Genomic DNA, 22,532 nt, shown 5'->3' on the forward strand with positions numbered 1-22,532 from the left:
GCTTTCAAAAACTTCTAAATCAATTAAGATACTTTTTTAGCTGGTGCTGGTGGGGGCGTGTGTAACGCAGTACCATTACCTAAGTTTGTTGGATATGCATTTGCCTCGTTCATCTCTGTAACGCCACGGCTTCTCAAGAAGTCGCAAAGTCTTTGCGTTGCTACGTCGATATCTGAAAACAACTTACCTTGTCTAATGTTCAAGAACGCATAAGCAACCATTACAGGAATTGCAACCATTAACCCTAATGCTGTCGCATTCATGGCAACCGAAATACCATCTGCTAATAATGTTTGTTTTTGAGTTGGGTCAGCAAAGCTCACCGCTTTGAATGACATGATCAGACCAGCAACTGTACCCAATAGTCCAATCAGTGTTACCACGTTAGAAACCATCGGCAAGTAACCCAATCTCTTCTCTAGAGTTGGAACGATCTCCGAAGCCACGCGATCCACCGCTTTACCGATTTCTTCGTCACTTCTATCCGCTCTCTCCAAGATGATCTTCATCGCTTGAGCAATGGGCTTCTTGATGTTTGCAGAACAGAAAGCAATGCTCTCTTCAATTTTATTTTGTGAAACAAGCTTCATCACTTGATCTGTGAATGCTGTTGAGTTGATGTGGTAATCAAAGAATAGAACTTTTGCTCTTTCTAAAATCAACCCAATTGATATAATACCCATACCCACAATACCAATATCGATGAGGTAATAATCTACTAAAATCATGTACATGTTATTCACGGAAAGCCTCCCTATATAATCTTAAGCCGTAATTATTCTCAGTACTAAATCGGTCACTTCTAGAGTCAAATTGAGGTTTAAATACATCAACTCGACTTTTGTCTTACTCCTGCTAACAAGTTCGTCAGTTTTTCAATTTTTTAACGTTCTTGTTGAGAGAACCTGACTCAGAAGAGATCTTTCTCCACTTCTTCACTTCATCATCGTAGGTCTTTTTCTTTTCTGCCCACTTTGTCTTTTCACCCGAAGCGTTCACTTTTTTTGTTTCGATTTCTTTTAAGATTAGACCCACTTGATTCTTTTGGTCTGCCCACTTCACTTTTTCTTCGTCAATTTCTTTTGTTTTTTGACCATAAGTAGCGATGTTGGTTTTTCTAGAATCAATGTTCTTTTGAATTTCTGCGATTTTAGCTTGGAGTTTTTCGATCTGCTTGGTTTCATCTAAGATCTTTGCATCTTCTTTTTTAACAAGCTTATCGATTTCGAGTTTTTGAGCATCGAGCTTCACGCTGTTTTTCTCAGCGTCTTTGACTGTCACCTGAACAGTTTTTTCTTTCTCAGCAAGATCTTTTAGAACTTTATCCATCTCTGAGATGTTTTTTTCTACGATCTTCAAGTTGTCTTCATACTGCTTCAAGTTTTCTTTACTGTTCTCAGCGTTCGTACCGATTGTTTTTACTTTTTCTTCCACATAATCACTGGCAAAAACGTTACTGTCGAATGCTGTACCCACAATTGCTGTCACCGATAATACTGATAATAACTTTTTCATTTCATAAATCCCCTATACGCTTGTATCAGTGCTCACTGGTGTGAGCACTAAAACTATAAAATTAAATTCTACTGCCTAGTACTCGCCCCAGCGAGTACTGAATTAGGTCTATTGAACTTTTTGCGTTAAACTGTTTGCGTTTGGACAGTTGTCCTTGAGCGATGATTTGTAATTACCGATTTCATCCGCCCAAAATTCACCATCAAAATCCCATAAAAATACTTTACCATCTGTATTCACTTTACTTGCAGTCTCACGAGTTGATTTTGTACCTTTCGTTTGACCACCAGCGGATACGAAACGGATGTTTTCACCAGAACCAGAGAAGATTTCATAAGTTAAGAACTCGTTGTTCTCCATCAACTTCTCTAATCTCTTTTGCATAGCCAACAATCTAGCTTTCATTGTTTTACCAGCAGCTGATTTAAGCTCTGACTTTTGTTCTTCTAAGTTCTTCTTAGCGTAAGCCTCGAAGCTCTTATATCCAGCCATACTCTCTGTGATCACGTCGATTTCAAAGTTGTAGTAATCCATCGTGTCTGTTTCGTGTGATTTTTCGGCTTTCCATTGATTCACAAATTTTAAAGTGTCTTTGGCTGAAGATGCGGTCTTGATTTTTTGATCAAGAGCTCTTTCTCTGCCTTTTGCTCCTGCCATTCTTGATTTTGCCGTAGCCAAATCCTTTTGAATCACACCCTTAATAAATCCGAATTGAACACCTTCATCCACTTTGTTATTAATGGCTTCCTGAACATTCAAGAAATCCTTATGACGACTAATCTCTCTTAAGATCGGTTGCGGAAGAGTGGTTTTGTTTTCTGGAGTTCTTAATGCATCCACCACGTTTTGGTAAAAGGCATAATTGAACTGTTGCTTATTCAATTCTGTTTTAATGCTTGAGATCCAAGGACTGTAAATTTTTTGTAAATGGTCCAAAGTTTTCTTTGCATCACCAAATTGACAAATATTGATATAACCAATTGCTCTTACAACATAAGACTCGGGTTTATAAATATCTTTAAACTGTGGAACTTGGATAGAGTGCATATTACCTACAGCGCCTGGCGCATCTCCGGCCAATACTTGCATCCAACCTTGCTCTGTCAAAGATTGAATCCACAAGGAATTCTCTCTCCCTACGAATTGGTAAGCTTCGATGGCTTTCTTATACTGTTTGTTTCTGTATGCAGTTCTACCAATGTTCATTTTGATTAAGGACTTGAGTGGTCCCGCTACTTTTCTCTTGTCGATTTCAACCAAAAGCTTTTCCTGTCTCTCTAGAGAAGACTTTACGTCACCAGTTAAATACTCTGACACACTCGCAAGATATTGAGCTTCAGGATACTTTTCTGATTCTGGTTTTACTTTTAAGGCATAAGTTAACGCTGACTTGTGGTCTGTCTTCATCGACTTACCTAAGGCGATATAATAGTTGAACTCATTCACTTTTCTGTCAGGAATATTTTCAGATTTTACTTTTACTAAACCTTCCGAAATTACAGGTACAAATTCACGACGTACATCGGATAAGATCAAATCCACAGCAGGTTTTGTCTCTTTTGAGTTTCTTTCTACAAAAGTTGTAAGCATTGGTAAGCTTTCCGTGTAGAAACCCATTTTAAAAAGACAAGTGCTGTAATGATAGTCTCTTAAGTCTTTTTCAGTGCCTTGAAGATCTCTCAATTCTCTAAAATAACCTGCTGCCAAATGACAACGATCTTGGTACTCAGAGAATAATAAACCTTTAAGTAAAGCCAAATCCTTCATGGTGATTTCTGTATACGGTTTTAGTGTTACAGGTTTATCTGTATCAATAACTAATTGGATTTGCTGAATTCTATCTGCCGTAATGTCTTTCGGGAAAGACAAGTTAATATCTTCCAGCTTGGTAGGCTTGCCTGCCAATTCGTATTTTTCTTTTACTAAACCATCCACCACAGATTGCTTTACGCCTTCGGGAGTAGGAAGTGGTTTAATCTTTTGGAATTCTGCTGAGAATATTTTTGGTAATTCGAATGTGAAACCACTTTGAGAGATTTCATCTTCAACCCCAATATTGAGTACGGGAATGGTTTTTACTATTTTTAATTTTGGCATTATTCTTTTGCCGTCTTTTCCAACTTTGATGTCTTTTGGATCTACTTTTTCATAAAGATCAAATACCGCAACACCTGATTTTGACTTTTGGAGCGTCTGATCAGCTGCACGACCTTCTTTCTTTTCGAAAGATTTCTTTTGTGCAATTTCTTCTTTTACGGATTTGAATTTAGCAGTTTGCTCTTCTACACCTTGGGTTTTGAAAGATGGGAGTTCAGCCAATTTGCTTTGGTCCGCGGTAATCACGGGTGCAGTTGTCGCTTCCGATGCCGGAACTCTACCATCTGCTTTCTTAGCTACTTTTTCTTCACCAAAGAACTTGTTTACAACTTCTTGATAAATTTTTTCGGCCTTCGCTTTATAAACTACAGCTTTTGCTTTCAAGCGATCAAAGAACGATCTTTCTTGAGCCACAACTGGTGTTGACGCCGTAACTGCATCTTGTGCATTCACAACCGTTGCAATCATCAATACGACAAGCATTAAACTGAATATCTTCATTAGTAATGCGTTGTTGTTTTTTCTGTTCATCATAACTCCTCCAAAGAGTTTTCTTTAAAATCACGGTTCCCCTTTTCTTGGGGAACCATCGTATCAAGCCGCTTACTTCAGTGCTCACTATGGTGAGCACTATTAAAATCATTTAAAGTAATAAGTGAACCCAAACACTGCAGACACGTTGTGTTCACTATCATCCTTAGCAGCGCCCGTGACATAATCTAAACGGTCTTGCTTGTAGAATCTGTTTTTAACGTCGAATCTGAATGCCCATTTTTCACTTAAAAAGAACTGTTGCGAAATATCTAATACTAATGCAACTGAACTGTCTTGTTTGTCGCCAGCTTGCAACGCGTGGTCGTAATCCACCAACGCTAAACCTACGTGTACACCCATATCAAAATAGATAATTGATTTATCAAATACTGATACTTTACCGTAGATTGGCATCCAGTTGTATGTAGCCGCCAATTGATAGTTCAATTTATTATAAGCAGGTGTACCGCCAGCAACGATGATTTCGTCTGTAGTCTTACTATTTTTAACATCGAATTGAGAGTATGAAACTTCAAATCCATGTTGTTCTTTAAAATAGTAACCGCTTGATAAATTGAGACTTGAACCTTTAGTGAAGCTATCATTAATTAAAAGCCCATACCCTAAGTTCACAAAAGGTCTTTTCTCTTTCGTGAATCTTCTGCTTTGCACAACATGGAATTCGGTATCCTTTTGTTGCCAGTAGTCTTGTTCAATTTGTTGAATATCTACTTTCTCTGATTTTGTATCCACAGCTTTAGCATCTTTTGCGGGCGCAGCTGCAGGAGCAGCTGCTTTATCCGTAGCTGTTCCAGGAGCTGGTGCAACAGGTGCTGCTTCCTTCTTCCCCGGACGTTGATACTTATTGGATTGAGCATAAGCTGATCCACCTACTAACATTGATATAGCCGCTGATAAAATAGTTATCGACGCTATTGAGCTCTTGAGCAATTTCATTTTCTTCCCCCCAGTTAACGAACCACATCGAGGACACATTCACTTTTTAGGTCTCGTTTTGTAATTCTCTCAGTTGTTAAATTCTAATGCTGCTCTTATTATCCTAAACTTAAACTAAAAACTTATTGTGTACTCTTAAACAAAAATGGGTATGTCACTACAACTGACGTACCCGCCGGCGGCGAAGGAAACTTCCAACTTGCTATCCGTCTCAATATACATCCCTCTACAACGGAATCCGAAAGTGTCGAATTCGCCACTTTCGGAAGCAGGACAGTGCCTCCATCTTGAATAGAAAACTGTACTAACACCTTACCAAAAAGATTCGGCACAGCCGACAAACGTCTCTCGTAACAGAAACGAATTTGCCCGATGTTACTGCGAATCACTTCTGCAATGGCGTCTTTATCCATTCCTCCAGAAACATCTGCTTCTTCATCCAGCATACCGACAGTAGCTGCCTGACCGATGTCTCCTTGAGAAAGTTTTCCTAAACCTTTGTATCCAGTTCCACCTCCACCCTTACCCTCAGTTCCCACACCACCAATGGCGTAAGATTCTCCGGTTGCTTTAGTGTCTCCAAATCCTTGTGCATTAACTGCAGTTCCACCGAACGCACTGGTTGGTGCATTCTTAGCGGACTTAGATCCTCCGCCTTGGACTGCAATGGCATTCATATTCGCTCTTACCGAAATTCTTCCTAACAAGTTTTTTAAACTTGCTGAACGAATTTGTGAAATAGCCTTAACTGTTTTCTGACTCTCTGCTTTTGGTGCCGCAGTTGCCTTAGCTGCCGGCCCACCTTGAGCTTGTTGAATTTGCTTTGTCGCTTGAGATTGTTTTTTCTTTTCTTGAACAAACTTCGCATCATAAATAATACGCGCGTATTTGTTCTTTTCCATTTCTTTTGGCATATCCATTTTAGGTTGCTTCGGAAAGAAATAGAATGCGAGAAGAAGCATTAAGAATCCTGCCGCAGAAACAATGTACTGTGTTTTTTGATCGAAGCGGCCTTGATGCTCTTCGACTTCAAGAGGTCTTGGTCTAGCTCTTAATCTTTGTTGGACTACAAATCCAAGAGCTTCTTTTTTCTGCCAAGCAATTGTTGGTGGAGCTTTAAACTCTACATACCCACCCATACCATTACTCAATCTAAATGTTTCTGTTTTATGTAGATAATGAGTCTCAATAATTTTTCCTGTGAGGATGGACTTTACAACCACTTCTTGAATATCTGCACTCAAATCACGTCTTTCTTCCCAGCTATACAAATTGTGCGGAGCTGGGATGAGTTTTAGTTTAAAATCATGGTCACCAATGCGGATATCCATGTCTGATTCGATTTTTTGAGATACGATATTTTCTTTGTTGCTCCAAGTACCAGAATCACTTGCTAAGTCTGAAATATACCAATCGCCATTCTTGTATTCTATACCCGCATGATAAGCAGAAATATCTTGCCCTACGATTCTTAAATCTGCTTTACGAGCAGACCCAATTGTCGTTGGTGTCGAGGCCGGCTCCATCTTGAGCTTCTTCGATACTTTCTTCGCCGTTGTATATTCAACTAGTAAATGTTTCTTTGCACCCATAACGTTCCTCATCTACATTTGATCAGCATCTGCGCGTCTGATCTCTTATTCTTACTCATTCCTATTTAATAAATTCCACTGAATCCTGAATCTGCTCATCAAAGCTTTCTTTTAATTTATAAAGAGGAATAAATTCGATACCTCTTTTTTGCACAATGTAGGAACCATCAGGTTGCCTAACCTTACCGTCCACATCTGCTCCATCGAAACTGATTTTCTGAACTCTTGTTGCTTTTTGAGCATGAGCATTTGCCCCTACTATCAACACTGCAACCAGTAATAATAGTTTCATAAAAATCTCCTACTTCTTCTCTTGCGAGTTCTTGCTAGCAAGTTGTCTTGTCTTTAAAGTAATTTCTTCTAGCGTTTTAATTTTTTGTGTAATATCAAATGGCAATGTGCCTTCTACTTTTTTTGTTGCCATTAAGCTTTGCAATTGTTTGTACTTTGCAAGAGTTACATCTGTGTCCTTAGTTAAGTTCTCATACACATAGACCTCTTGCAGCCTGAAATCTAAAACTCTTGGAAAGTTAGCTATTGCTCTATCGAGAACTGAAATTGCTTCTTTTGCATTATCTAGTTCGATGTAACAACTAGCCAATCCAAAAAGACCTTGGTGATTTCTAGATTCGCTCAATAACACATTTTCAAAATGAGCTTGAGCTTTTTTGAAATCCAGTTCTCTTAAATAAACTTGTCCTAAAAACAAATGCGCATCTTTAATGTTTTTATCTAAATCAATAGATTTTTGCATTTCTGCAATCGCCTCTTTATAAAACTGCTGCTTCCAAAGAATTCTTCCTTTTTGATACCTGAGTACGCCAACTTCAACGGACTTCTTTAAAGCTAGATCAATCATCCACATTGCTCTTTCTGTGTGACCTCTATTTTCAGAGGCAACGCTCAGGTAGTATGCACCCCATGGCGCATCTGGCTCTACCTGCGAAATCTTCTCCCCAATTGTTTCTACCATTGACCACTGAGCCTTGTTGATACAACCGTTGGCTTTTTCCATCAAACTTTTCCAATTATTGTCCAAATCCACTTGTTTTTGTGTTGGACAGGTTTGAAATTTCTTTTCGCCCACAAAAGACGATTGAATTTGTGAAGCATACTTACGCTGCACTTCTGCGGTATTTACCTTTTTCGCAGTCGGTGCTAGTGGGGCACTACTACAAGCTGTCATCAACGCTGCTAATGTCAAAGCTCCAACAAATAACTTCATTCCATTCTCTCCACCTGCCCGCAGGCAGCACTGCTACTGAACATCTGGAAGGGCCGCTTTAGGCATTTCCACATTGTACTTCACAAACTTTAAACCTTTAAAATTCACTCTATTTAATTCATTTCTTAATTCAAATACGTATCCATCGTATGCGGGATATTTTTTACCAAAATCAATTCCCGACTGAAGTGTGTCTGCAATCTTTTCTTCTATTGGAATCACTACGTTTGAAATTTCCTCTAACAACAATTTTTTATCTTTTTCCGAAATATCATCAGTGATTTGAATTCCCTTAAGAGCATCTACATAATGCTGATACATTCTTGCTAGCGAATAGAAAGCTCTCAATGTTGTAGCTGGGTCACCGTACTTGATCGTAGACTGATAAGCTCTTTGGGCTTTATCTAGTTTTTCCGTTTTAAGAGTAAGAACCATCTCAAGTCTATCCACTTTCGTTTTCACACTCTGTTGTACCAATTCATCTCTTAGAATTTCTGCTTGGATAAATCTAGCCTGGGCCTGAACATCATCTGGAGCATTTTTGTCTCCCACAATTTGGCTTGCTAGCTTGAAGGCAAGCGTTGAGTTCTTATCAGCATAGGCTTTCTTAGCACTCATGATTGTATCGTCAGAATATTTAGCTCCACCGTACTTGTTCACTAGTTCTTTGACTTCTTTGGTTGAATAGATATTTGAAGAATCAAGACGAGTTAACGCCGCAACGATGTCTTTTCTCATCTTGTCGTCTGGATTTTTTAAGAGTTCCCTATAAGTATCAACACCTTTTTTGAAGTCACCGGACAAGATATAGAAATCCGCAGACATCTTTGCCCACTTCATAGAATCTTTAGAGTCGACCTTTGCAAGTTCTTTCACCGCTACAGCCGCATGAGCAGTATCTGCCATAAATTCATAGAGTTCAGCTGACTTCTGAAGTGATTTTTTCGCAAACTCAGATTTAGGAAAAAGCTTATAAAGTTCAAATGACTTATCTGCCGCCATTTTCATTTGATTTTTCTTAATCAAGATTTGTGTCAAGTTCCACATTGCTTTATCGGCAAGCTTAGAATCTGTATTTTCGTGTGCAAACTTATTGTATATTGCAACCGCTTCATCCAGATCACCTTTTTGTTCCAAAGCATTACCCAGAGCAAATTGTGCCTCTCTGTTGATTTTAAGAAGAGCATCTCTTCTTTCTTGAGGTGGTTTTAAAGCCATTAAATGATCCGTTGATTGGATCAATTCCTTGTGAGCTTTTTGAATATTTAAAATATCTAGAAATAAATCCTGTGACTTCATCACCAGTTTATCTTCGCCTTTACTCCATCCAATTTGTTTGAATGTAGGAAGAGCTTCATTATAACGACCTTTTTCATAGGCAATAAATGCCTTCTTGTACTTCACTTCTGTTACAAACTTACCAGTTGGATTTTTGTTTGTGTAAAGGTCCGCAAGGTGACTGTATTTCTTTTCATCATCGTCACTCCACTTATCACCCACTGCATTTTCTAAACTCACGATGGCAAAGTAACTTGCTTCGTGAATGATCTTTTGATCTTTAATTGCCGTTGCAACTTTGTAGTATTCTTCGGACGCAAGTCTATGTTTCTTTCTTTGGAATAGAAGTTCCGCGTAGTTGAATCTCACTGTTTCTTTCTTTTCAGGAACTTCTAAATTGGCATTTCTTAAGTAAATGCTGTAAGCCAATTCTGTTGCATCTGCAATACTATCAATTCTCTTAAGATCTGACTTATCAATATTGCTTTCTTTGGCTTTTTTAGACTTGTTCTGCCACTCTTTATGCCATCTGATAGATAACTTTAAACTTTGTTTTGACAGAACAACTGGACAAGATTTTACATCTTCATCCATTTCATCAGCTTTGACTTTTGCAGTATTTGCGGTTGGCTTGTTATACTCTTGCTTAAAGTACTTTAAGCAATGAGTTTCAAATCTTGCCAGATGGTCTGTTGCTTTTTCATAATTTCTAGCAGTTAAATCATTTTCAATAATCATTTTGTAAGCCACGGATGTATCTACAGAACCTGGAAGATTAGAAATCAAATCATTCAATACCGTTTCTAACTCTAAAAACTTACTATGTCGTTCATACAACTTTGATAATGAAATGATATATTGACCCGTTTTATCACCGGCAAATTTATTGAAATAAGCATAAGCTTTCTTTGCCTCTCTGGCTTCGGGATAGAATAGAACCAAGTCATTAAGCGCTTCTTCTCTTAAATTGATCTTAGAGTTTTCTTGTTGAGCTAACTTTTCAGTTACATCAATCACCATCTCTAATTCTTTCATTGCACCTTCTACATCTTTAAGTTGATATTTTGTCCAACCCGTTTTGTAGATGGCATAGGGATAGACTCTAGCCAGTGGATATTTTTTTATAGCTTCATAGTCTGCCAAAGCCATATCGTATTTGCCTTTTTGGTAATACATTTCTGCCAGAGCTAAGTGTGTATCCGGAATTAAAATAGATTCTGAAAATCTAGAAAGTAATGATCTGTAGATCTTTTCTGCTTTGTCGTCTTGGTTCAATTGTTGTCTTAAGAAAGCATTATTGAATAAGACTGAATCCAATTCAGAGTAATTAGGATAACGCCTTTCGATCTCTTCATATATGTTCACAGCTTGTTTTAATTTGCCTTGGGATGTTTCAGATTTTATAGTCTTGGGAATCATCGACAATAATGATTGCGCTGAAGACGGCTGCCTTGCGTCCACTTCCAATTTATTGTATTCAAAGAAACGAGCAGATTTAGCTTGGCGTACGTAAAGTTCAGCTTTTCTATATAATAGACCTGGCTCCAGCGGCGAACCTTTATATTTTCCAATCAATTTATTGAGCTGTTGCATCGCTTGATTTTCGTTCTTAGTGATAAGAACTTCCGTGAGCGTGGCTTTGTAGTCGTCCATCTCACCTTTCTCATTCACTACTCTGAGCTTCTTGTTTAGCTTGTCCGTGTCTTCATCCACTTTTTTGCGCGCAAATCCGCTTTCAGCAATCAATGTTGAAGCTAAGAGCGAAAATACAATTGAGCGCGCAATGTAAAGTGATGATTTTGAAATCATGATCAACCAGCCTTCTTCGCAGAATTGTTATTAATGTATTCTTTAATGCTTTCTAAATGTGCAGAATGAATTTTTAAGAATCTCACGCCGTACTTCACCGGAGCTTCTCTATCACTAACACCTTTAGTGAACTTCTTGCTTACTACCTCGCAAATAGCATTGAACGGAGGAACATTGTCTCCGGGCTTCACGTGCAAGAATATTTTTTCACCGGGCTTAATGAGAGAGTTTTGCATTACGATACCCGCCCCACCCTCACTGATCTCAATGGCATCGCCTTTCCAAACTTTATCGTTATCGTGGACGATGATTGAACCATTAAAATTCTTTCTTTCATGTCTTCTTCTGAAGAATGAATCTTTCACGGTTGGGTCTTCTTTTTGTTTATATAGCTCTTTGATTTCTTTTGAATCGAAATGTTCAACTTCAGCAATACGCTTCCAGTTTTCTTGGCCATTTCTCCAGATGTAATCGAATTCGAATACAGATTTACCTTGAAGCATTTTTACAACTTCAACGTAACTGAATGGGCCGTATTTATTATCCCATTTTAAAATGTACCACTCTTGTAAGCTTTTAACGTCTTTTACAGTCATAAATTACCCTCAAAACTTTGTCGTATTTTTACTTCAGGTTAAGTGATCAATCCATGGCCTAACCAAAGCACGCCAAATTCTTCTTCGGTGTATTAAATTACCGACTTAAGTAAGCTGATGAAATTCCTCAAAAATTAATAAATGCTATCAAACCTTTTTACAGTTTTTTAAACATAGTGATCCAAGATGATTAAGTTATGGTCAGCACACGGAATTCCAAGTCCCATTTTGACTCACAGAGTAGACCTTCGACTGGTCTTGAAGAATTCACAAAGTCTAGCCTCTAGAGAACGTCTACATTTTTCACTTCCTCATCTGTGATGAGCTTATTTCTTCCTATGAAAATGAATTTATGGCAACTTTAGAGGCGACTTTGGGGGTCATGGGGATGAAATCATTTTTTGTAATTTTGATTTTCAAATTAATTTTAATTACTGCATCCATCTCAGAGGCAAATCTACCTTTACAATTCACTGTTGGATCTTACAATTTGTATGGATTAAGAAATGAAAATGACCTCAAAAAAGATTTAAATTCCCTTTCCAATGTTCAAATCTGGGCCTTTCAAGAAGTGGAAGGAAATTTTTCTGAAAAAACAGAACAAAAATTAAAAAATATTCTTCCTTCTGGAGAATGGTATATTTTTAGCCAAAAAGTAAATCTCCTCGATCAAAAAAAGGGGGTTTGGGAAGGCCAAGTGATCGCCAGTCGCTTCCCCATTTTATCGGTCGAAGTAATTCCCTTAAATCATTCTGGCCAGAAAAAAAGAGTAGCTTTAGTTGCAAATTTCAAAACAGAAAATGGCGAAAACTTCTTTTTTGCTAACACTGATCATGAAGTTCAGATTTTTTCGATCGACTTTAATGACCGTAAAAAGCAACTCTTGAGTTTGGTGGAATATTTTAACAAAACTGAATCTATGGGCGTAATTGCTGGTGACTTTAACACTACAGGCGGAGATGAAGAAATCTCCAACACAGAAGAAATTATGGATCAGGCTCAACTCAAGAGGGCTACTTCTTCAGGCCAAAACACTTGCACTTTTGAAAAAATGTTCATAAAAAATGAGCTAGACCATTTCTTTAGCCGAGGTGTTGATTTCTCCGCTCGCCATAGATTCGATGGCAGAAAAGGCTCTGACCACTACCCCATTTATATGGATATTAATCTTTTATAGCATATGCTAAACGTTAACGGAAAACTGTTTGAATTCTGATAATTTTAAGGCGATATTTTTTGCTTATGCCAAAAACTATAGAAATCCTGAATAGCATTCAAAAAGACATCGATAAAGAGATCCAAAGAGGCTCCATTACCAGAGCTGTGTTTGATTTAGACTCAACTCTTTTTAATGTAGCTCCTCGATTTTCCAAGATCATCCAAGAGTTTTGTTCTGACAATATTATGCGCGCAAAATATGCAAAGGCTATTGAGGTGCTTTCTCAAGTTCAAATCACTCACCATCCGTATTATCTCAAGCAATTTATGGCGGATATTGGATTGGACAAAGAAACTCAAGAATTCTACAAGGAGATTTTTGAATACTGGAAAAGCAGGTTCTTTCATGACCATTATGTGATCTTTGATGAACCTGAAATAGGCGCAGTAGATTTTGTACAAGAGCTATATGAACGCGGCGTACATATTATCTATCTCACAGGTCGCGATGAACCCCGAATGAAAGTGGGAACAATTGAGAGCTTAAAAAAATGGAATTTCCCCGTAGACAAAGACCGGGCTGAACTTGTCTTGAAGCCCTACAAAGAATTAGATGACGCCGAATTTAAACGTGATCACTTCAATATATTTCCAGCAGATGAAAAAATTTGGTTTTTTGAGAATGAACCCGTCAATATTCACTTGGTTCTTAAAGATTGTCCTCACGTTAAGATCATTTACTTTGATTCCGTACACTCTGGAAAAGCCCATGCTCCTGAAGGACTCCCGACAATTACTCATTTTAAAGTAAAATAAGATAAATTATTTTTTCTGCAGATTTGGCTGAACAGAATCTTTACCAGGAACTGAAATTTTTTGACTTGGACCAGGAATAAGCTTGAGTGGGATATCAATTACAAAAATGCAACCAACTCCAGGTTTATTCACTACGTTGATTTTTCCTTGGCTCAAATGCACAGCTCGTTGAGTGATTGAAAGCCCTAAGCCCAAACCACTTCGATCTGTATCTTCTTGAGTAAAAGGTTTAAACAAGGAGCTAATTTTATCCACTTCAAGTCCACCGCACTTATCTTCTACCTCGATAAAAACACGATCTCCTTTGGCTTCTCCTCGCAACACAATTTTTCCGCCAGCATGAGTATATTTGATCGCATTCTGTAGAATATTTGCTACAGCGGACACGATAAATTGCCTGTCTGCCTCTATTTCGAGGGCCCAGTCCACTGCCGTTGTCAGAGTCTGTTTCTTTTTATCAGCATCTACTTGAGCCGTAATTAAAATTTGCTCAAATAATTCTGCCAAACGAAATTTTTCTACAAATAGATCTGCATCAGCGCGCATTCTCACTTCTGATAGAGAACGATCAATTAAATTCCTCATTCGAACAAGGTTTGCTTCAAGTACATTGGCGGTACTTCCACCTATTCCCACCATTCCCGCTTTAATTAATTCGTGTGCGACCATCACACTCGAAAGTGCATTTCGCAATTCATGTGCTAAAAAACCCAAATGTAGAATTTCTCTCTTCTCAATCGCTTCATCGCTTCGAAATTGATATTCTGAGACTGCCGATGCTATTGCAACATCGAGACATCCATTGAGAATATTAAATTCACTTGGAGTAATTTTGGCATTTTTTATTGTAGCCAGCTCTGTAATAGACTGGCACATGGCCCCATAGGCATGGACAACATGAGATAATGAATAACCCAAGCGAAGAAATTCTTTTCCATGATCAGCTGCTGCAACCAGCATGTCCTCAGGAGGACGAGAGCTGAGCTTGACTTCTAAAACTTTTATAAGTTGTTCATAAAAAAGTGGAAGCCCTAATTTTAATTGCTCAGATCCTTTTCGAGTTCCTGCAAGAATTTGTGTTTTTTCATCCGTGAGAGATAAAATTTCTTTTCGATTTTCTTCTAAAAATTTATCTAGCATTTAGATAACAACCTTTCAAATTGTATCTCCAAATTGAATTTACTAACATTCTTTCACTGAAAGCATAAACATCACCTTTATTTTTGAGAACATGCTAATGTGATCTCAAATGAACGAAACTCGCGCAAAACATATTCTGATAGTTGATGATTCTCCTGACAGTCGAATACTGCTGAAGACTCTTCTTGAATCGCGAGGTTATACCACAGACAGTACCTCGAATGGCCAAGAAGCTCTAGCGTTATTAAATTCAAATTTAGAATTACCTCAAGCGATCTTGCTCGATATGAGAATGCCTGTGATGGATGGGACGACTTTCCGCCGAGAACAAGGAGCAAATCCCCGAATAAAGAATATACCTGTAGTTATAATGAGTGGGGATAAAACTACCTCTAAAATGCAAGCAAACGCTGATTACGTGTTGCAAAAGCCTTTAAATGTATCTTCTCTGATGGCAACCATAGAGAAGACTACATTAGTTCTATAATCCTACATTTCTTGAGATTTTTACATCAATATGGCAAGCTGGATTTTTCCACTGGGCCTTTGCGATCATCTCATCCATTGAGGTCTCAAGCTTTTTCAAACTTGATTTTAAAATCGGAAGAGCTGTAGTTCTCGCCATTCTTCCCTCTTCTATTTCAGCCAATAAACCTCGAGCATGCACAACCGTTGTCTCTGGCATGGGAATCAAAGTTTTTTCTGAAAGTACCTTCATTTTATCTAGCACAATTTTAAGAGAATCTTTACTCGTGGCAAAGCGCTCTCCAGCATTGATATTGTCATAATCCAAAATAAACTTTTGGAAACCTTTTTTCCATTCACGGTACTCAGTTGCTATGTTTTCTTTTGAGGAACAAGATGTTGCTGAACCGTGAGCCTCGAATACGAACAGTATCATTAAGGCAGTAAGAAGAGTTTTCATAAATCACCTCTCTTATATACCTATGTTAGTGCAATATGTGTTCTTGCCAGAGGCAAATGAGCAAGGGTTCGCGTCTGCAATTTTAAATTTTTTGTTGAAATGTTTAATACATTTACAGAAATTTTAAAATACAAGGTAGACCCCAAGAAATGGGATTTTTCTAATTAATGTGGATAATGCATCCTGCAAAAGGGTGAACTCTCAATGATTTCCTCCACCTTATCCATGTCTCTGATATTTGAATTTATTATGAGCTTGGCATAATACCTGGAGGTTTTCAGGTTGATTGCTACCATTCTTACTTACAGACTTGATATGATCAACTTGTAGGAAATGATTCTGATTGCAACCGGGATACTGACATTTGTAATTGGCTTTTTGAAGTAGGTGGTTCTTGAGTGAAATCTTAATTTGTCTTGGGTTTTGAGACTTGGATGGGCTGTTATTTGTTTTACTGTATTTCGTGAGTTCTTGATCTACTAATAAATTGATAAGAGTTTTTACATCTGTAGTTTGATGAGATTTTAGAGCCTTTAATTTTTCTAATTTTTTATATTCTTCCTCTGAAAGATCCAAAGTTAAACGAATGGTACTTCCATTGACATACCTCTTCGCAGGCCCTGGACTTTTTAATTCTAGAGGCATTTCGCGAGCCAAAATCTTATCAACTTCAAAAGATGGTTTATTCTCTAATTCTAGTAGCAACTCTCTTTTTTCAGAGATTGTTTTTGTATTTAGAACTTTATTAGCACGAGCAAGTGTAGTTAAAGATAGAGATCCATCATCTATTTTTTGTTTTACTTCAGGAATAACTTCACAGATTTTAATAGCTGCCTTTCTTTGATATGCTAAAGATTCAGAATAACCTAATCCTTTCACCAGATACTCAAATAGATTAGAGTAACCCCATTCTAGGTAAGATCTATTATTTTCGATAGCTTGTAAAAGATCTAAAACTTTAGATGTAATTCTTCTTTCAAGTTTTACCAGTTTCAAAAGTCTTTCGTGAAGAACCAAGGCATTGTTTTGTAGATTCATTCTTTCTCCTTTAAAAAGTTCAAACTGCAAGAACAACTTACCACAAGTTTTAAAGACAGATTTTTAGAGAGCATCTAGATGGAAAATAAAATGCAATTGTACGCGCGTAATTACTCTCACAAAGAAAGAAAATATTAAAATTACAAAAAATAAAATTTTTAGAATTTGCAAACAAACTTACGTCTATTTAAACACAGAAAATAATCGTCAAATAAATTATTAAAATTGTAAAAATATTTTGTATTATTGACGCAATGACAGTACGAAAAACTAAGGGGTACCTTTTAATAAAAATATTTAATTTTATTTAGCAGCTGCGAAACACAAGTAGGCTGGCGCTTTTTATCGAGCGATTAAGATTTTAAAGTGGCAAGCTTGGATGCAAAGTCATGTTTTATTTTGCTCTGAAGATTATGCAGAAGTGTGACTACTAGAACTCGAAACACGCTTTAAACTGGCTTTATAATGAAAATACATGACCCACAAAAAGAAGAAAGAGGGTTAAAATAGTCCAATCCTTTTACAATTAGGTATTTTATTCGTGCTCCCATAGCATGGGAGCATATTGTTCCCAAAAGTCTTCAGATTACATTACGCTTGCCTTATAATGCCCTACATGAACACACACATTGACCCAAGAGTATGGTTGCAATCTGAATTTAGTAAAAGGCGCGCTAAAAATCCTCATTATTCACTGAGGATGCTCGCGAAAAAGCTAGATATACCTTCTGGTAGACTCTCAGAAATTTTGTCAGGAAAAAGAAGAGTGACGAGACAATTAGCAATTCAGATTGCAGATAAGCTTTCTTTGGATCCAGAGTTAAGATCGAAATTGATTACAAGTACAACAGCTTTTAAGTCAGATAATCTTCAAGAACCCTCTTTTGAACAAATTTCTTTAGATTCTTTTCATGTGATTGCTGATTGGTATCATTTTGCAATTTTAAGTTTAATCGAATTAAAAAATTTCCAAAACGATGCCAAATGGATTTCTCGCAGATTAGGAATTTCAATTGTTGATACTAATACCGCACTTGAGCGTTTATTTAGACTGGGTTTAGTAAAGGAAAAGAACAACAAGCTAACTCAAACCCACAAAAATATCTCTACTACTCATGACATTCAATCTATCGCTTTGAGGCATTCACATAAACAAAGCTTAGAAAATGCCATTACAGCATTAGAAGAAGTTTCGATAGAAAAGAGAGATATCACATCCATGACTATGGCGATCGATTCTTCAAAAATACCACAAGCAAAAGAAATGATAAAAAAATTCAGACGTCAACTTTGTGCCTTTTTAGAATCCGGAACTAAAAAAGATGAAGTTTATGATCTTAACGTACAACTTTTACCGATTACAAAGAGGGTTTCCAATGATTAAAAAATTTAATATATCTGCTATTGCGCTATTCTTAGCTTTTAATTTAATAGCATGTGGACAAAGTAAAACTCAAAATAATGTGCAAACCAATAGCGAAGGTGGAGAAAGGGGTAATGGCGCTGATTATCACTACATAGGAGAGAATAATCCGTGGTTTGTAGATTTACATAAAAACGGAAATAAAGTGATAAAATACTGCGTAGAACTCAGCCCTACTTTTGACTTCAGCCATGATCAAATTAAACAACTTATTGAGAAATCTTTTAATACTTGGGAAAATTATTTTAAAGAAAAGGATTTAAACGAACCGGCTCTTTTAGTTACCAAAAATAAAAAACTAAATTCTTGTGATGGAACGGAAGATATTGCGTTCTATTTTGGAATCAAAGATGAACGGGTAAAAAAATATGAATACAAATTTAATGAATCCCTAGGCTATTCTGTAAGAACAGAAAATAATAATTCTGACATTTGGAGTAAGGGCTTCATATGGATCGCATCTCCTGGAAGCATTAAGCCTGATTATCCAAATGAAGACTTATTTTATCCTGATTGGACATTGGGTAATAATTTACAAGGAATTTTAATTCATGAACTCGGACACGTTTATGGAATAAGTCATGCTCCCGGTACAATAATGAGTGATGATTTTTTTAAATTAATTGATCTCAGAATCTCCTACACCCCAAATGAAAGTGCTTTAGAAAACATAGATCATACCAAGGAGCTTATTCTTGATCGAAAAAAAATAAAGAAAGAAGGCTGGTTAGGATATGAAAATACATTAACTACTATGATAAATGGTGTCACCACAGTAGAACACTTCGAAAACATTAAAGAAAATTTCTATATGCTCTTTGATCGCGCACCAATAGGAAAAATCAGCGCGCAAATTTCAGGCTCTGGCATGGATAATTTAGTGTTAAAAGTAGCAGATGAAAAATCAAATGCTACTTTCCCAGTTTTACTTAAGGGTAAGAGTCAAATCTATAGTAAATCTTTTACAGAGAGTTCTTCTGGAATTCAAATTATTCAGAAAACGCCAAACAAACATATTACAAATATGATTGATTATAGATCTTTTACATCTGAAGTGACCTATGCAACATTACAGCTAAAAGCACGTCAATTGGATATTATTATTGAACGAAACTTGAGTTCTTGCACGGATAAGCAATCAGCTACTGCAGTAAATGAATCATCCATGATCATGGTAAACTGTGATGAGAGTGGTCCATTCAATATAAAATATTTTTCTAACAACAACATCAAAACTCTTTTTAGAGCAGGGTTTATTTTAGGCTTTCCTCATTAAAGAGGTTTTACGTCGAATTCGCCGGTGCGTGCTTTTTTGATAGCCAACAGTAGCGCCTCAGCTGCATCGCTTTCCGTCACGCATGGAATTGCGTAATCGATGCAGCTGCGACGAATAGAGAAGCTATCTTCGATGGCTTTTCTACCTGAAGTGGTGTTGATCACGAAACTCACCTTACCTGTTCTGATTCTATCGACGCAGTTTGGACGGCCTTCGAAAACTTTTCGGACAATTACGCATGGAAGATCGTGATCACCTAAGAAGTGTGCCGTTCCTCTTGTTGCAGAGATTGTATAGCCCATTCCTAAAAGTTCTTTTGCGAGTGGTAACATGATTTCTTTGTCTTTTTCTCTTAAGGATAAAAACACTTCACCACTTTGCGGAAGCTTTACGTGTGATGAAATAAAAGCTTTTAGAAGTGCTTCCGAATAATCGGCACCTCTCCCCATACTCTCACCCGTGGATTTCATCTCTGGTCCAAGGATACTGTCGGACTGTTTGAATTTATTGAATGGGAACACGACGCCTTTTACGGAAACTTCTTTGGTCTTTTTCCAATCATATTGTTTTTCTGGTTTTTTACCTAAAATCGCTTTTACCGCTAAATCTACAAGTGGAACCATCGATGCCTTTGCCACGAAAGGAACTGACCTTGAACTTCTTGGGTTGGCTTCAAGTACATAAATTTCGTCGTTCTTCACTGCCAGTTGCAAATTGAGATGACCGATCACATTCATTTTGTCGGCTAGAGCTTTACTGAGCTCTTCCATTTTAATAAGTGTTTCGTCCTTTAATCTTTGTGGAGGTAGAACTCCCATACTGTCGCCCGAGTGAACGCCGGCCGCCTCGATGTGCTCTACCACTCCGCCGATCACGCACCAGTCAAGTCCTCGAACTAAATCCACGTCGACTTCGAGAGCTCTCTCTAAAAACTCATCCACCATAAATGGATTTTCGGCCGAAATAAATTCACCATATTTATCAAAGTACTCTTCGAGATCTTCATCGGTCTCAAGCACTTCCATCCTTCTACCGCCGATCACATAACTTGGACGGCAAAGAACGGGATAGTTGATTTCTTTGACGAATTGCTTTGCTTCATCAACCGTAAAAATCATTTTCGATTTTGGAATCTTTAAGTTGAGTTCGCGACAAACTTTCGAAAATTGCCCGCGATCTTCCGCTAGATCTATGGTTTGCAGCGAAGAACCTAAAAGTTCATACCCGCCATCCACAAGTTTATGCGCAAGTCCGATGGAAGTCTGCCCTCCCCATTGCGGGATAAATCCTTTTGGACCGATAAATCTCATCACCTCGTGAACGAATTCATAAGTGAGAGGTTCAAAGTAAAGTTCATTGGAAGTATCATAATCTGTCGAAACAGTTTCAGGGTTAGAGTTGATCATCACCACTCTCAAGCCTTCTTTTTGAATCGCCTTAACGCCTCTTACACAACCGTAATCAAACTCAATGCCTTGGCCGATTCTATTCGGTCCGCTACCGATAACCACGATGGTGTCTTTCTTTGATTGTTTTTCTGAAGGCTCTGACCAGTATGTCGAGTAGTAATATGGAGTTTCTGATTGGAATTCAGCTGCGCATGTATCCACTTGGAAGAAACATGGATGGAGATTGTATTGCTCTCTCAACTCTCTGATAGATGCTTCTGAAACATTTTTGATCACGGCGATTTGTTTATCGGAGAAGCCTTTTCTTTTTGCCTCTAGTAAAACGTCTTTATCCAATTGAACGCCTGTAAGAACCTGTTCATGGTCCATGATTTCTTTGAATTGTTCTAGGAACCAATAATCAATTTGTGAAAGCTCGTGAATATACTCTGTAGTTTTTCCTTCTCTAAAAGCCTGCGCGATATAATGGATTCTTTCACTGTTCGGGTAAGCAATTTTTTGCTCTGAGAAAGTTACAGTTTTGAAACCGATTCCATCATTTTCTAAAGAGTGCAGAGCTTTTTGGAAAGATTCTTTAAACGTTCTCCCAATTCCCATAACCTCACCCACGCTCTTCATCTGAGTTGTGAGAACATCTTCTGTTCCTGGAAATTTTTCGAAAGCAAATCTTGGAATCTTAGTTACAACGTAGTCCAATGCCGGCTCATAACAACATGGAGTTGATTTTGTAATGTCATTTGTAATTTCGTTTAAGCGATAACCAATGGAAAGCAGGGCTGCGATCTTGGCAATTGGGAATCCCGTGGCCTTCGAGGCCAGCGCTGATGATCTACTCACTCTGGGATTCATTTCAATTACGACACGCTCTTTTGTTTTTGGATCTACAGCAAACTGAACATTTGCTCCACCCGTCTCAAGACCAATTTCATTTAAGATCTTTTGCGCTTCATCACGCATATCCTGGTATTCTTTGTCGGTCAGAGTTTGTTGTGGGGCCACCGTGATGCTATCACCAGTATGAATTCCACATGGATCAAAATTTTCGATAGAACAAATCACCACGAATGTTCCATCGCGATCTCTCATCACTTCCAGTTCGAATTCTTTCCAACCTAAAATGCTCTGTTCAATTAAAACTTCTGTAGTCGGGCTCTCGTAGAGGGCCATTTGCAGCATGCCACGATACTCATCGATAGAATATGCAATTCCCCCACCGGCTCCTCCGAGTGTGTAGTTGGGTCTTAGGATAATTGGAAAACCCAACTCCTGTCCGCGCTCCCAACCTTCATCAAAACTTCTTACCAAATAACTTTTGGGAGCTTTCGCACCCACTTTATCTAAAACGTGTTTAAATTTTTCGCGGTCTTCCGCTTTCTGAATGATTTCCGAAGATGTCCCCAACATTTTTACGTTGTGTTTTTCTAGAATTCCCAAACGATCCAACTCTAGAGCGGCATTCAATGCGGTTTGCCCACCAAGAGTAGGAATCAAGGAATCAGGTTTTTCTTTCTCGATGATGCGTTCGATAAATTGCGCTTTGAGAGGCTCAATGTAAACTTTCGTTGCAATTTCGGGATCTGTCATGATGGTCGCAGGATTGGAGTTGATGAGGACAACTTCGAGTCCTTCTTTCATTAGAGCTTTACAGGCTTGGGTTCCTGAATAATCAAATTCACACGCTTGTCCAATGACTATGGGCCCACTGCCAAGAATCAACACCTTTTTTATCTTCGGATCTCTCAAG

At 37.9% G+C, this 22,532-nt stretch carries 18 protein-coding genes; 5 read left to right on the forward strand and 13 right to left on the reverse strand.

Features of this window, described 5'->3' with window-relative positions:
• Positions 1-23 precede the first annotated feature (23 nt).
• From V4596_07575 to V4596_07615, 9 genes are all read right to left on the reverse strand, one after another.
• Positions 24-734: a MotA/TolQ/ExbB proton channel family protein gene (locus tag V4596_07575; GenBank protein ID MES2768988.1), complete on the reverse strand. Its 711-nt coding sequence runs from the start codon at positions 732-734 to the stop codon at positions 24-26.
• Positions 735-867: 133 nt separating this feature from the next.
• Positions 868-1,515: a hypothetical protein gene (locus V4596_07580; GenBank protein MES2768989.1), complete on the reverse strand. Its 648-nt coding sequence runs from the start codon at positions 1,513-1,515 to the stop codon at positions 868-870.
• A 108-nt stretch (positions 1,516-1,623) separates the two neighbouring features.
• Complete coding sequence (locus V4596_07585) at positions 1,624-4,146, reverse strand: hypothetical protein (protein ID MES2768990.1); 2,523 nt, start codon at positions 4,144-4,146, stop codon at positions 1,624-1,626.
• A 105-nt stretch (positions 4,147-4,251) separates the two neighbouring features.
• Positions 4,252-5,103 carry an outer membrane beta-barrel domain-containing protein gene (locus tag V4596_07590; protein MES2768991.1) on the reverse strand — a complete coding sequence of 284 codons (852 nt, stop codon included), beginning with the start codon at positions 5,101-5,103 and terminating at the stop codon, positions 4,252-4,254.
• A gap of 122 nt (positions 5,104-5,225) precedes the next feature.
• A complete protein-coding gene (locus V4596_07595; GenBank protein ID MES2768992.1) occupies positions 5,226-6,695 on the reverse strand; it encodes an AgmX/PglI C-terminal domain-containing protein in 1,470 nt (489 codons plus the stop codon).
• A gap of 61 nt (positions 6,696-6,756) precedes the next feature.
• Complete coding sequence (locus V4596_07600; GenBank protein ID MES2768993.1) at positions 6,757-6,987, reverse strand: hypothetical protein; 231 nt, start codon at positions 6,985-6,987, stop codon at positions 6,757-6,759.
• A 9-nt stretch (positions 6,988-6,996) separates the two neighbouring features.
• On the reverse strand, positions 6,997-7,920 hold the full coding sequence (locus tag V4596_07605) for a CDC27 family protein (protein MES2768994.1): 924 nt from the start codon (positions 7,918-7,920) through the stop codon (positions 6,997-6,999).
• 33 nt (positions 7,921-7,953) lie between these two features.
• Positions 7,954-11,007: a tetratricopeptide repeat protein gene (locus V4596_07610; protein ID MES2768995.1), complete on the reverse strand. Its 3,054-nt coding sequence runs from the start codon at positions 11,005-11,007 to the stop codon at positions 7,954-7,956.
• Between the two features lie 2 nt (positions 11,008-11,009).
• Positions 11,010-11,603 carry a PilZ domain-containing protein gene (locus tag V4596_07615; protein MES2768996.1) on the reverse strand — a complete coding sequence of 198 codons (594 nt, stop codon included), beginning with the start codon at positions 11,601-11,603 and terminating at the stop codon, positions 11,010-11,012.
• 388 nt (positions 11,604-11,991) lie between these two features.
• On the opposite strand from V4596_07615, the gene V4596_07620 reads away from it, so the two are divergent.
• Both V4596_07620 and V4596_07625 read left to right on the forward strand, forming a co-directional pair.
• Positions 11,992-12,780, forward strand: a complete 789-nt coding sequence (locus V4596_07620; protein MES2768997.1) for an endonuclease/exonuclease/phosphatase family protein — start codon at positions 11,992-11,994, stop codon at positions 12,778-12,780.
• 65 nt (positions 12,781-12,845) lie between these two features.
• Positions 12,846-13,577: an HAD family hydrolase gene (locus V4596_07625; GenBank protein MES2768998.1), complete on the forward strand. Its 732-nt coding sequence runs from the start codon at positions 12,846-12,848 to the stop codon at positions 13,575-13,577.
• A 6-nt stretch (positions 13,578-13,583) separates the two neighbouring features.
• Here V4596_07625 and V4596_07630 read toward each other — a convergent pair whose 3' ends face one another.
• Positions 13,584-14,717 carry a HAMP domain-containing sensor histidine kinase gene (locus V4596_07630; protein MES2768999.1) on the reverse strand — a complete coding sequence of 378 codons (1,134 nt, stop codon included), beginning with the start codon at positions 14,715-14,717 and terminating at the stop codon, positions 13,584-13,586.
• Between the two features lie 109 nt (positions 14,718-14,826).
• Between V4596_07630 and V4596_07635 the strand changes: the two genes are divergently transcribed.
• Positions 14,827-15,204, forward strand: a complete 378-nt coding sequence (locus V4596_07635) for a response regulator (GenBank protein ID MES2769000.1) — start codon at positions 14,827-14,829, stop codon at positions 15,202-15,204.
• On the opposite strand, the gene V4596_07640 is transcribed toward V4596_07635, so the two are convergent.
• A complete protein-coding gene (locus tag V4596_07640; GenBank protein MES2769001.1) occupies positions 15,199-15,642 on the reverse strand; it encodes a hypothetical protein in 444 nt (147 codons plus the stop codon). The two genes, V4596_07635 and V4596_07640, sit on opposite strands and share 6 nt — an antisense overlap.
• A 219-nt stretch (positions 15,643-15,861) precedes the next feature.
• Positions 15,862-16,680, reverse strand: a complete 819-nt coding sequence (locus tag V4596_07645; protein MES2769002.1) for an HNH endonuclease signature motif containing protein — start codon at positions 16,678-16,680, stop codon at positions 15,862-15,864.
• A gap of 616 nt (positions 16,681-17,296) precedes the next feature.
• On the opposite strand from V4596_07645, the gene V4596_07650 reads away from it, so the two are divergent.
• A complete protein-coding gene (locus V4596_07650; protein ID MES2769003.1) occupies positions 17,297-18,064 on the forward strand; it encodes a TIGR02147 family protein in 768 nt (255 codons plus the stop codon).
• The gene (locus V4596_07655) at positions 18,057-19,379 is read left to right on the forward strand and encodes a hypothetical protein (protein MES2769004.1); all 1,323 of its coding nucleotides are present in this window, start codon (positions 18,057-18,059) and stop codon (positions 19,377-19,379) included. The genes V4596_07650 and V4596_07655 overlap by 8 nt, the downstream gene beginning before the upstream one ends.
• Here V4596_07655 and carB read toward each other — a convergent pair.
• The gene (carB, locus tag V4596_07660; GenBank protein ID MES2769005.1) at positions 19,376-22,531 is read right to left on the reverse strand and encodes a carbamoyl-phosphate synthase large subunit; all 3,156 of its coding nucleotides are present in this window, start codon (positions 22,529-22,531) and stop codon (positions 19,376-19,378) included. The genes V4596_07655 and carB overlap by 4 nt on opposite strands.
• Position 22,532 lies beyond the last annotated feature (1 nt).

Source organism: Bdellovibrionota bacterium (assembly GCA_040386775.1).
In the GTDB taxonomy this organism is placed as follows: Bacteria; Bdellovibrionota; Bdellovibrionia; order Bdellovibrionales; family JAEYZS01; genus JAEYZS01.

What these genes read in the sequence shown, in the direction of transcription:
- V4596_07575 (MES2768988.1), bottom strand. Translation starts at nt 734, where the DNA reads ATGTACATGATTTTAGTAGATTATTACCTCATCGATATTGGTATTGTG.
- V4596_07580 (MES2768989.1), bottom strand. Translation starts at nt 1,515, where the DNA reads ATGAAAAAGTTATTATCAGTATTATCGGTGACAGCAATTGTGGGTACA.
- V4596_07585 (MES2768990.1), bottom strand. Translation starts at nt 4,146, where the DNA reads ATGATGAACAGAAAAAACAACAACGCATTACTAATGAAGATATTCAGT.
- V4596_07590 (MES2768991.1), bottom strand. Translation starts at nt 5,103, where the DNA reads ATGAAATTGCTCAAGAGCTCAATAGCGTCGATAACTATTTTATCAGCG.
- V4596_07595 (MES2768992.1), bottom strand. Translation starts at nt 6,695, where the DNA reads ATGGGTGCAAAGAAACATTTACTAGTTGAATATACAACGGCGAAGAAA.
- V4596_07600 (MES2768993.1), bottom strand. Translation starts at nt 6,987, where the DNA reads ATGAAACTATTATTACTGGTTGCAGTGTTGATAGTAGGGGCAAATGCT.
- V4596_07605 (MES2768994.1), bottom strand. Translation starts at nt 7,920, where the DNA reads ATGAAGTTATTTGTTGGAGCTTTGACATTAGCAGCGTTGATGACAGCT.
- V4596_07610 (MES2768995.1), bottom strand. Translation starts at nt 11,007, where the DNA reads ATGATTTCAAAATCATCACTTTACATTGCGCGCTCAATTGTATTTTCG.
- V4596_07615 (MES2768996.1), bottom strand. Translation starts at nt 11,603, where the DNA reads ATGACTGTAAAAGACGTTAAAAGCTTACAAGAGTGGTACATTTTAAAA.
- V4596_07620 (MES2768997.1), top strand. Translation starts at nt 11,992, where the DNA reads ATGAAATCATTTTTTGTAATTTTGATTTTCAAATTAATTTTAATTACT.
- V4596_07625 (MES2768998.1), top strand. Translation starts at nt 12,846, where the DNA reads ATGCCAAAAACTATAGAAATCCTGAATAGCATTCAAAAAGACATCGAT.
- V4596_07630 (MES2768999.1), bottom strand. Translation starts at nt 14,717, where the DNA reads ATGCTAGATAAATTTTTAGAAGAAAATCGAAAAGAAATTTTATCTCTC.
- V4596_07635 (MES2769000.1), top strand. Translation starts at nt 14,827, where the DNA reads ATGAACGAAACTCGCGCAAAACATATTCTGATAGTTGATGATTCTCCT.
- V4596_07640 (MES2769001.1), bottom strand. Translation starts at nt 15,642, where the DNA reads ATGAAAACTCTTCTTACTGCCTTAATGATACTGTTCGTATTCGAGGCT.
- V4596_07645 (MES2769002.1), bottom strand. Translation starts at nt 16,680, where the DNA reads ATGAATCTACAAAACAATGCCTTGGTTCTTCACGAAAGACTTTTGAAA.
- V4596_07650 (MES2769003.1), top strand. Translation starts at nt 17,297, where the DNA reads ATGAACACACACATTGACCCAAGAGTATGGTTGCAATCTGAATTTAGT.
- V4596_07655 (MES2769004.1), top strand. Translation starts at nt 18,057, where the DNA reads ATGATTAAAAAATTTAATATATCTGCTATTGCGCTATTCTTAGCTTTT.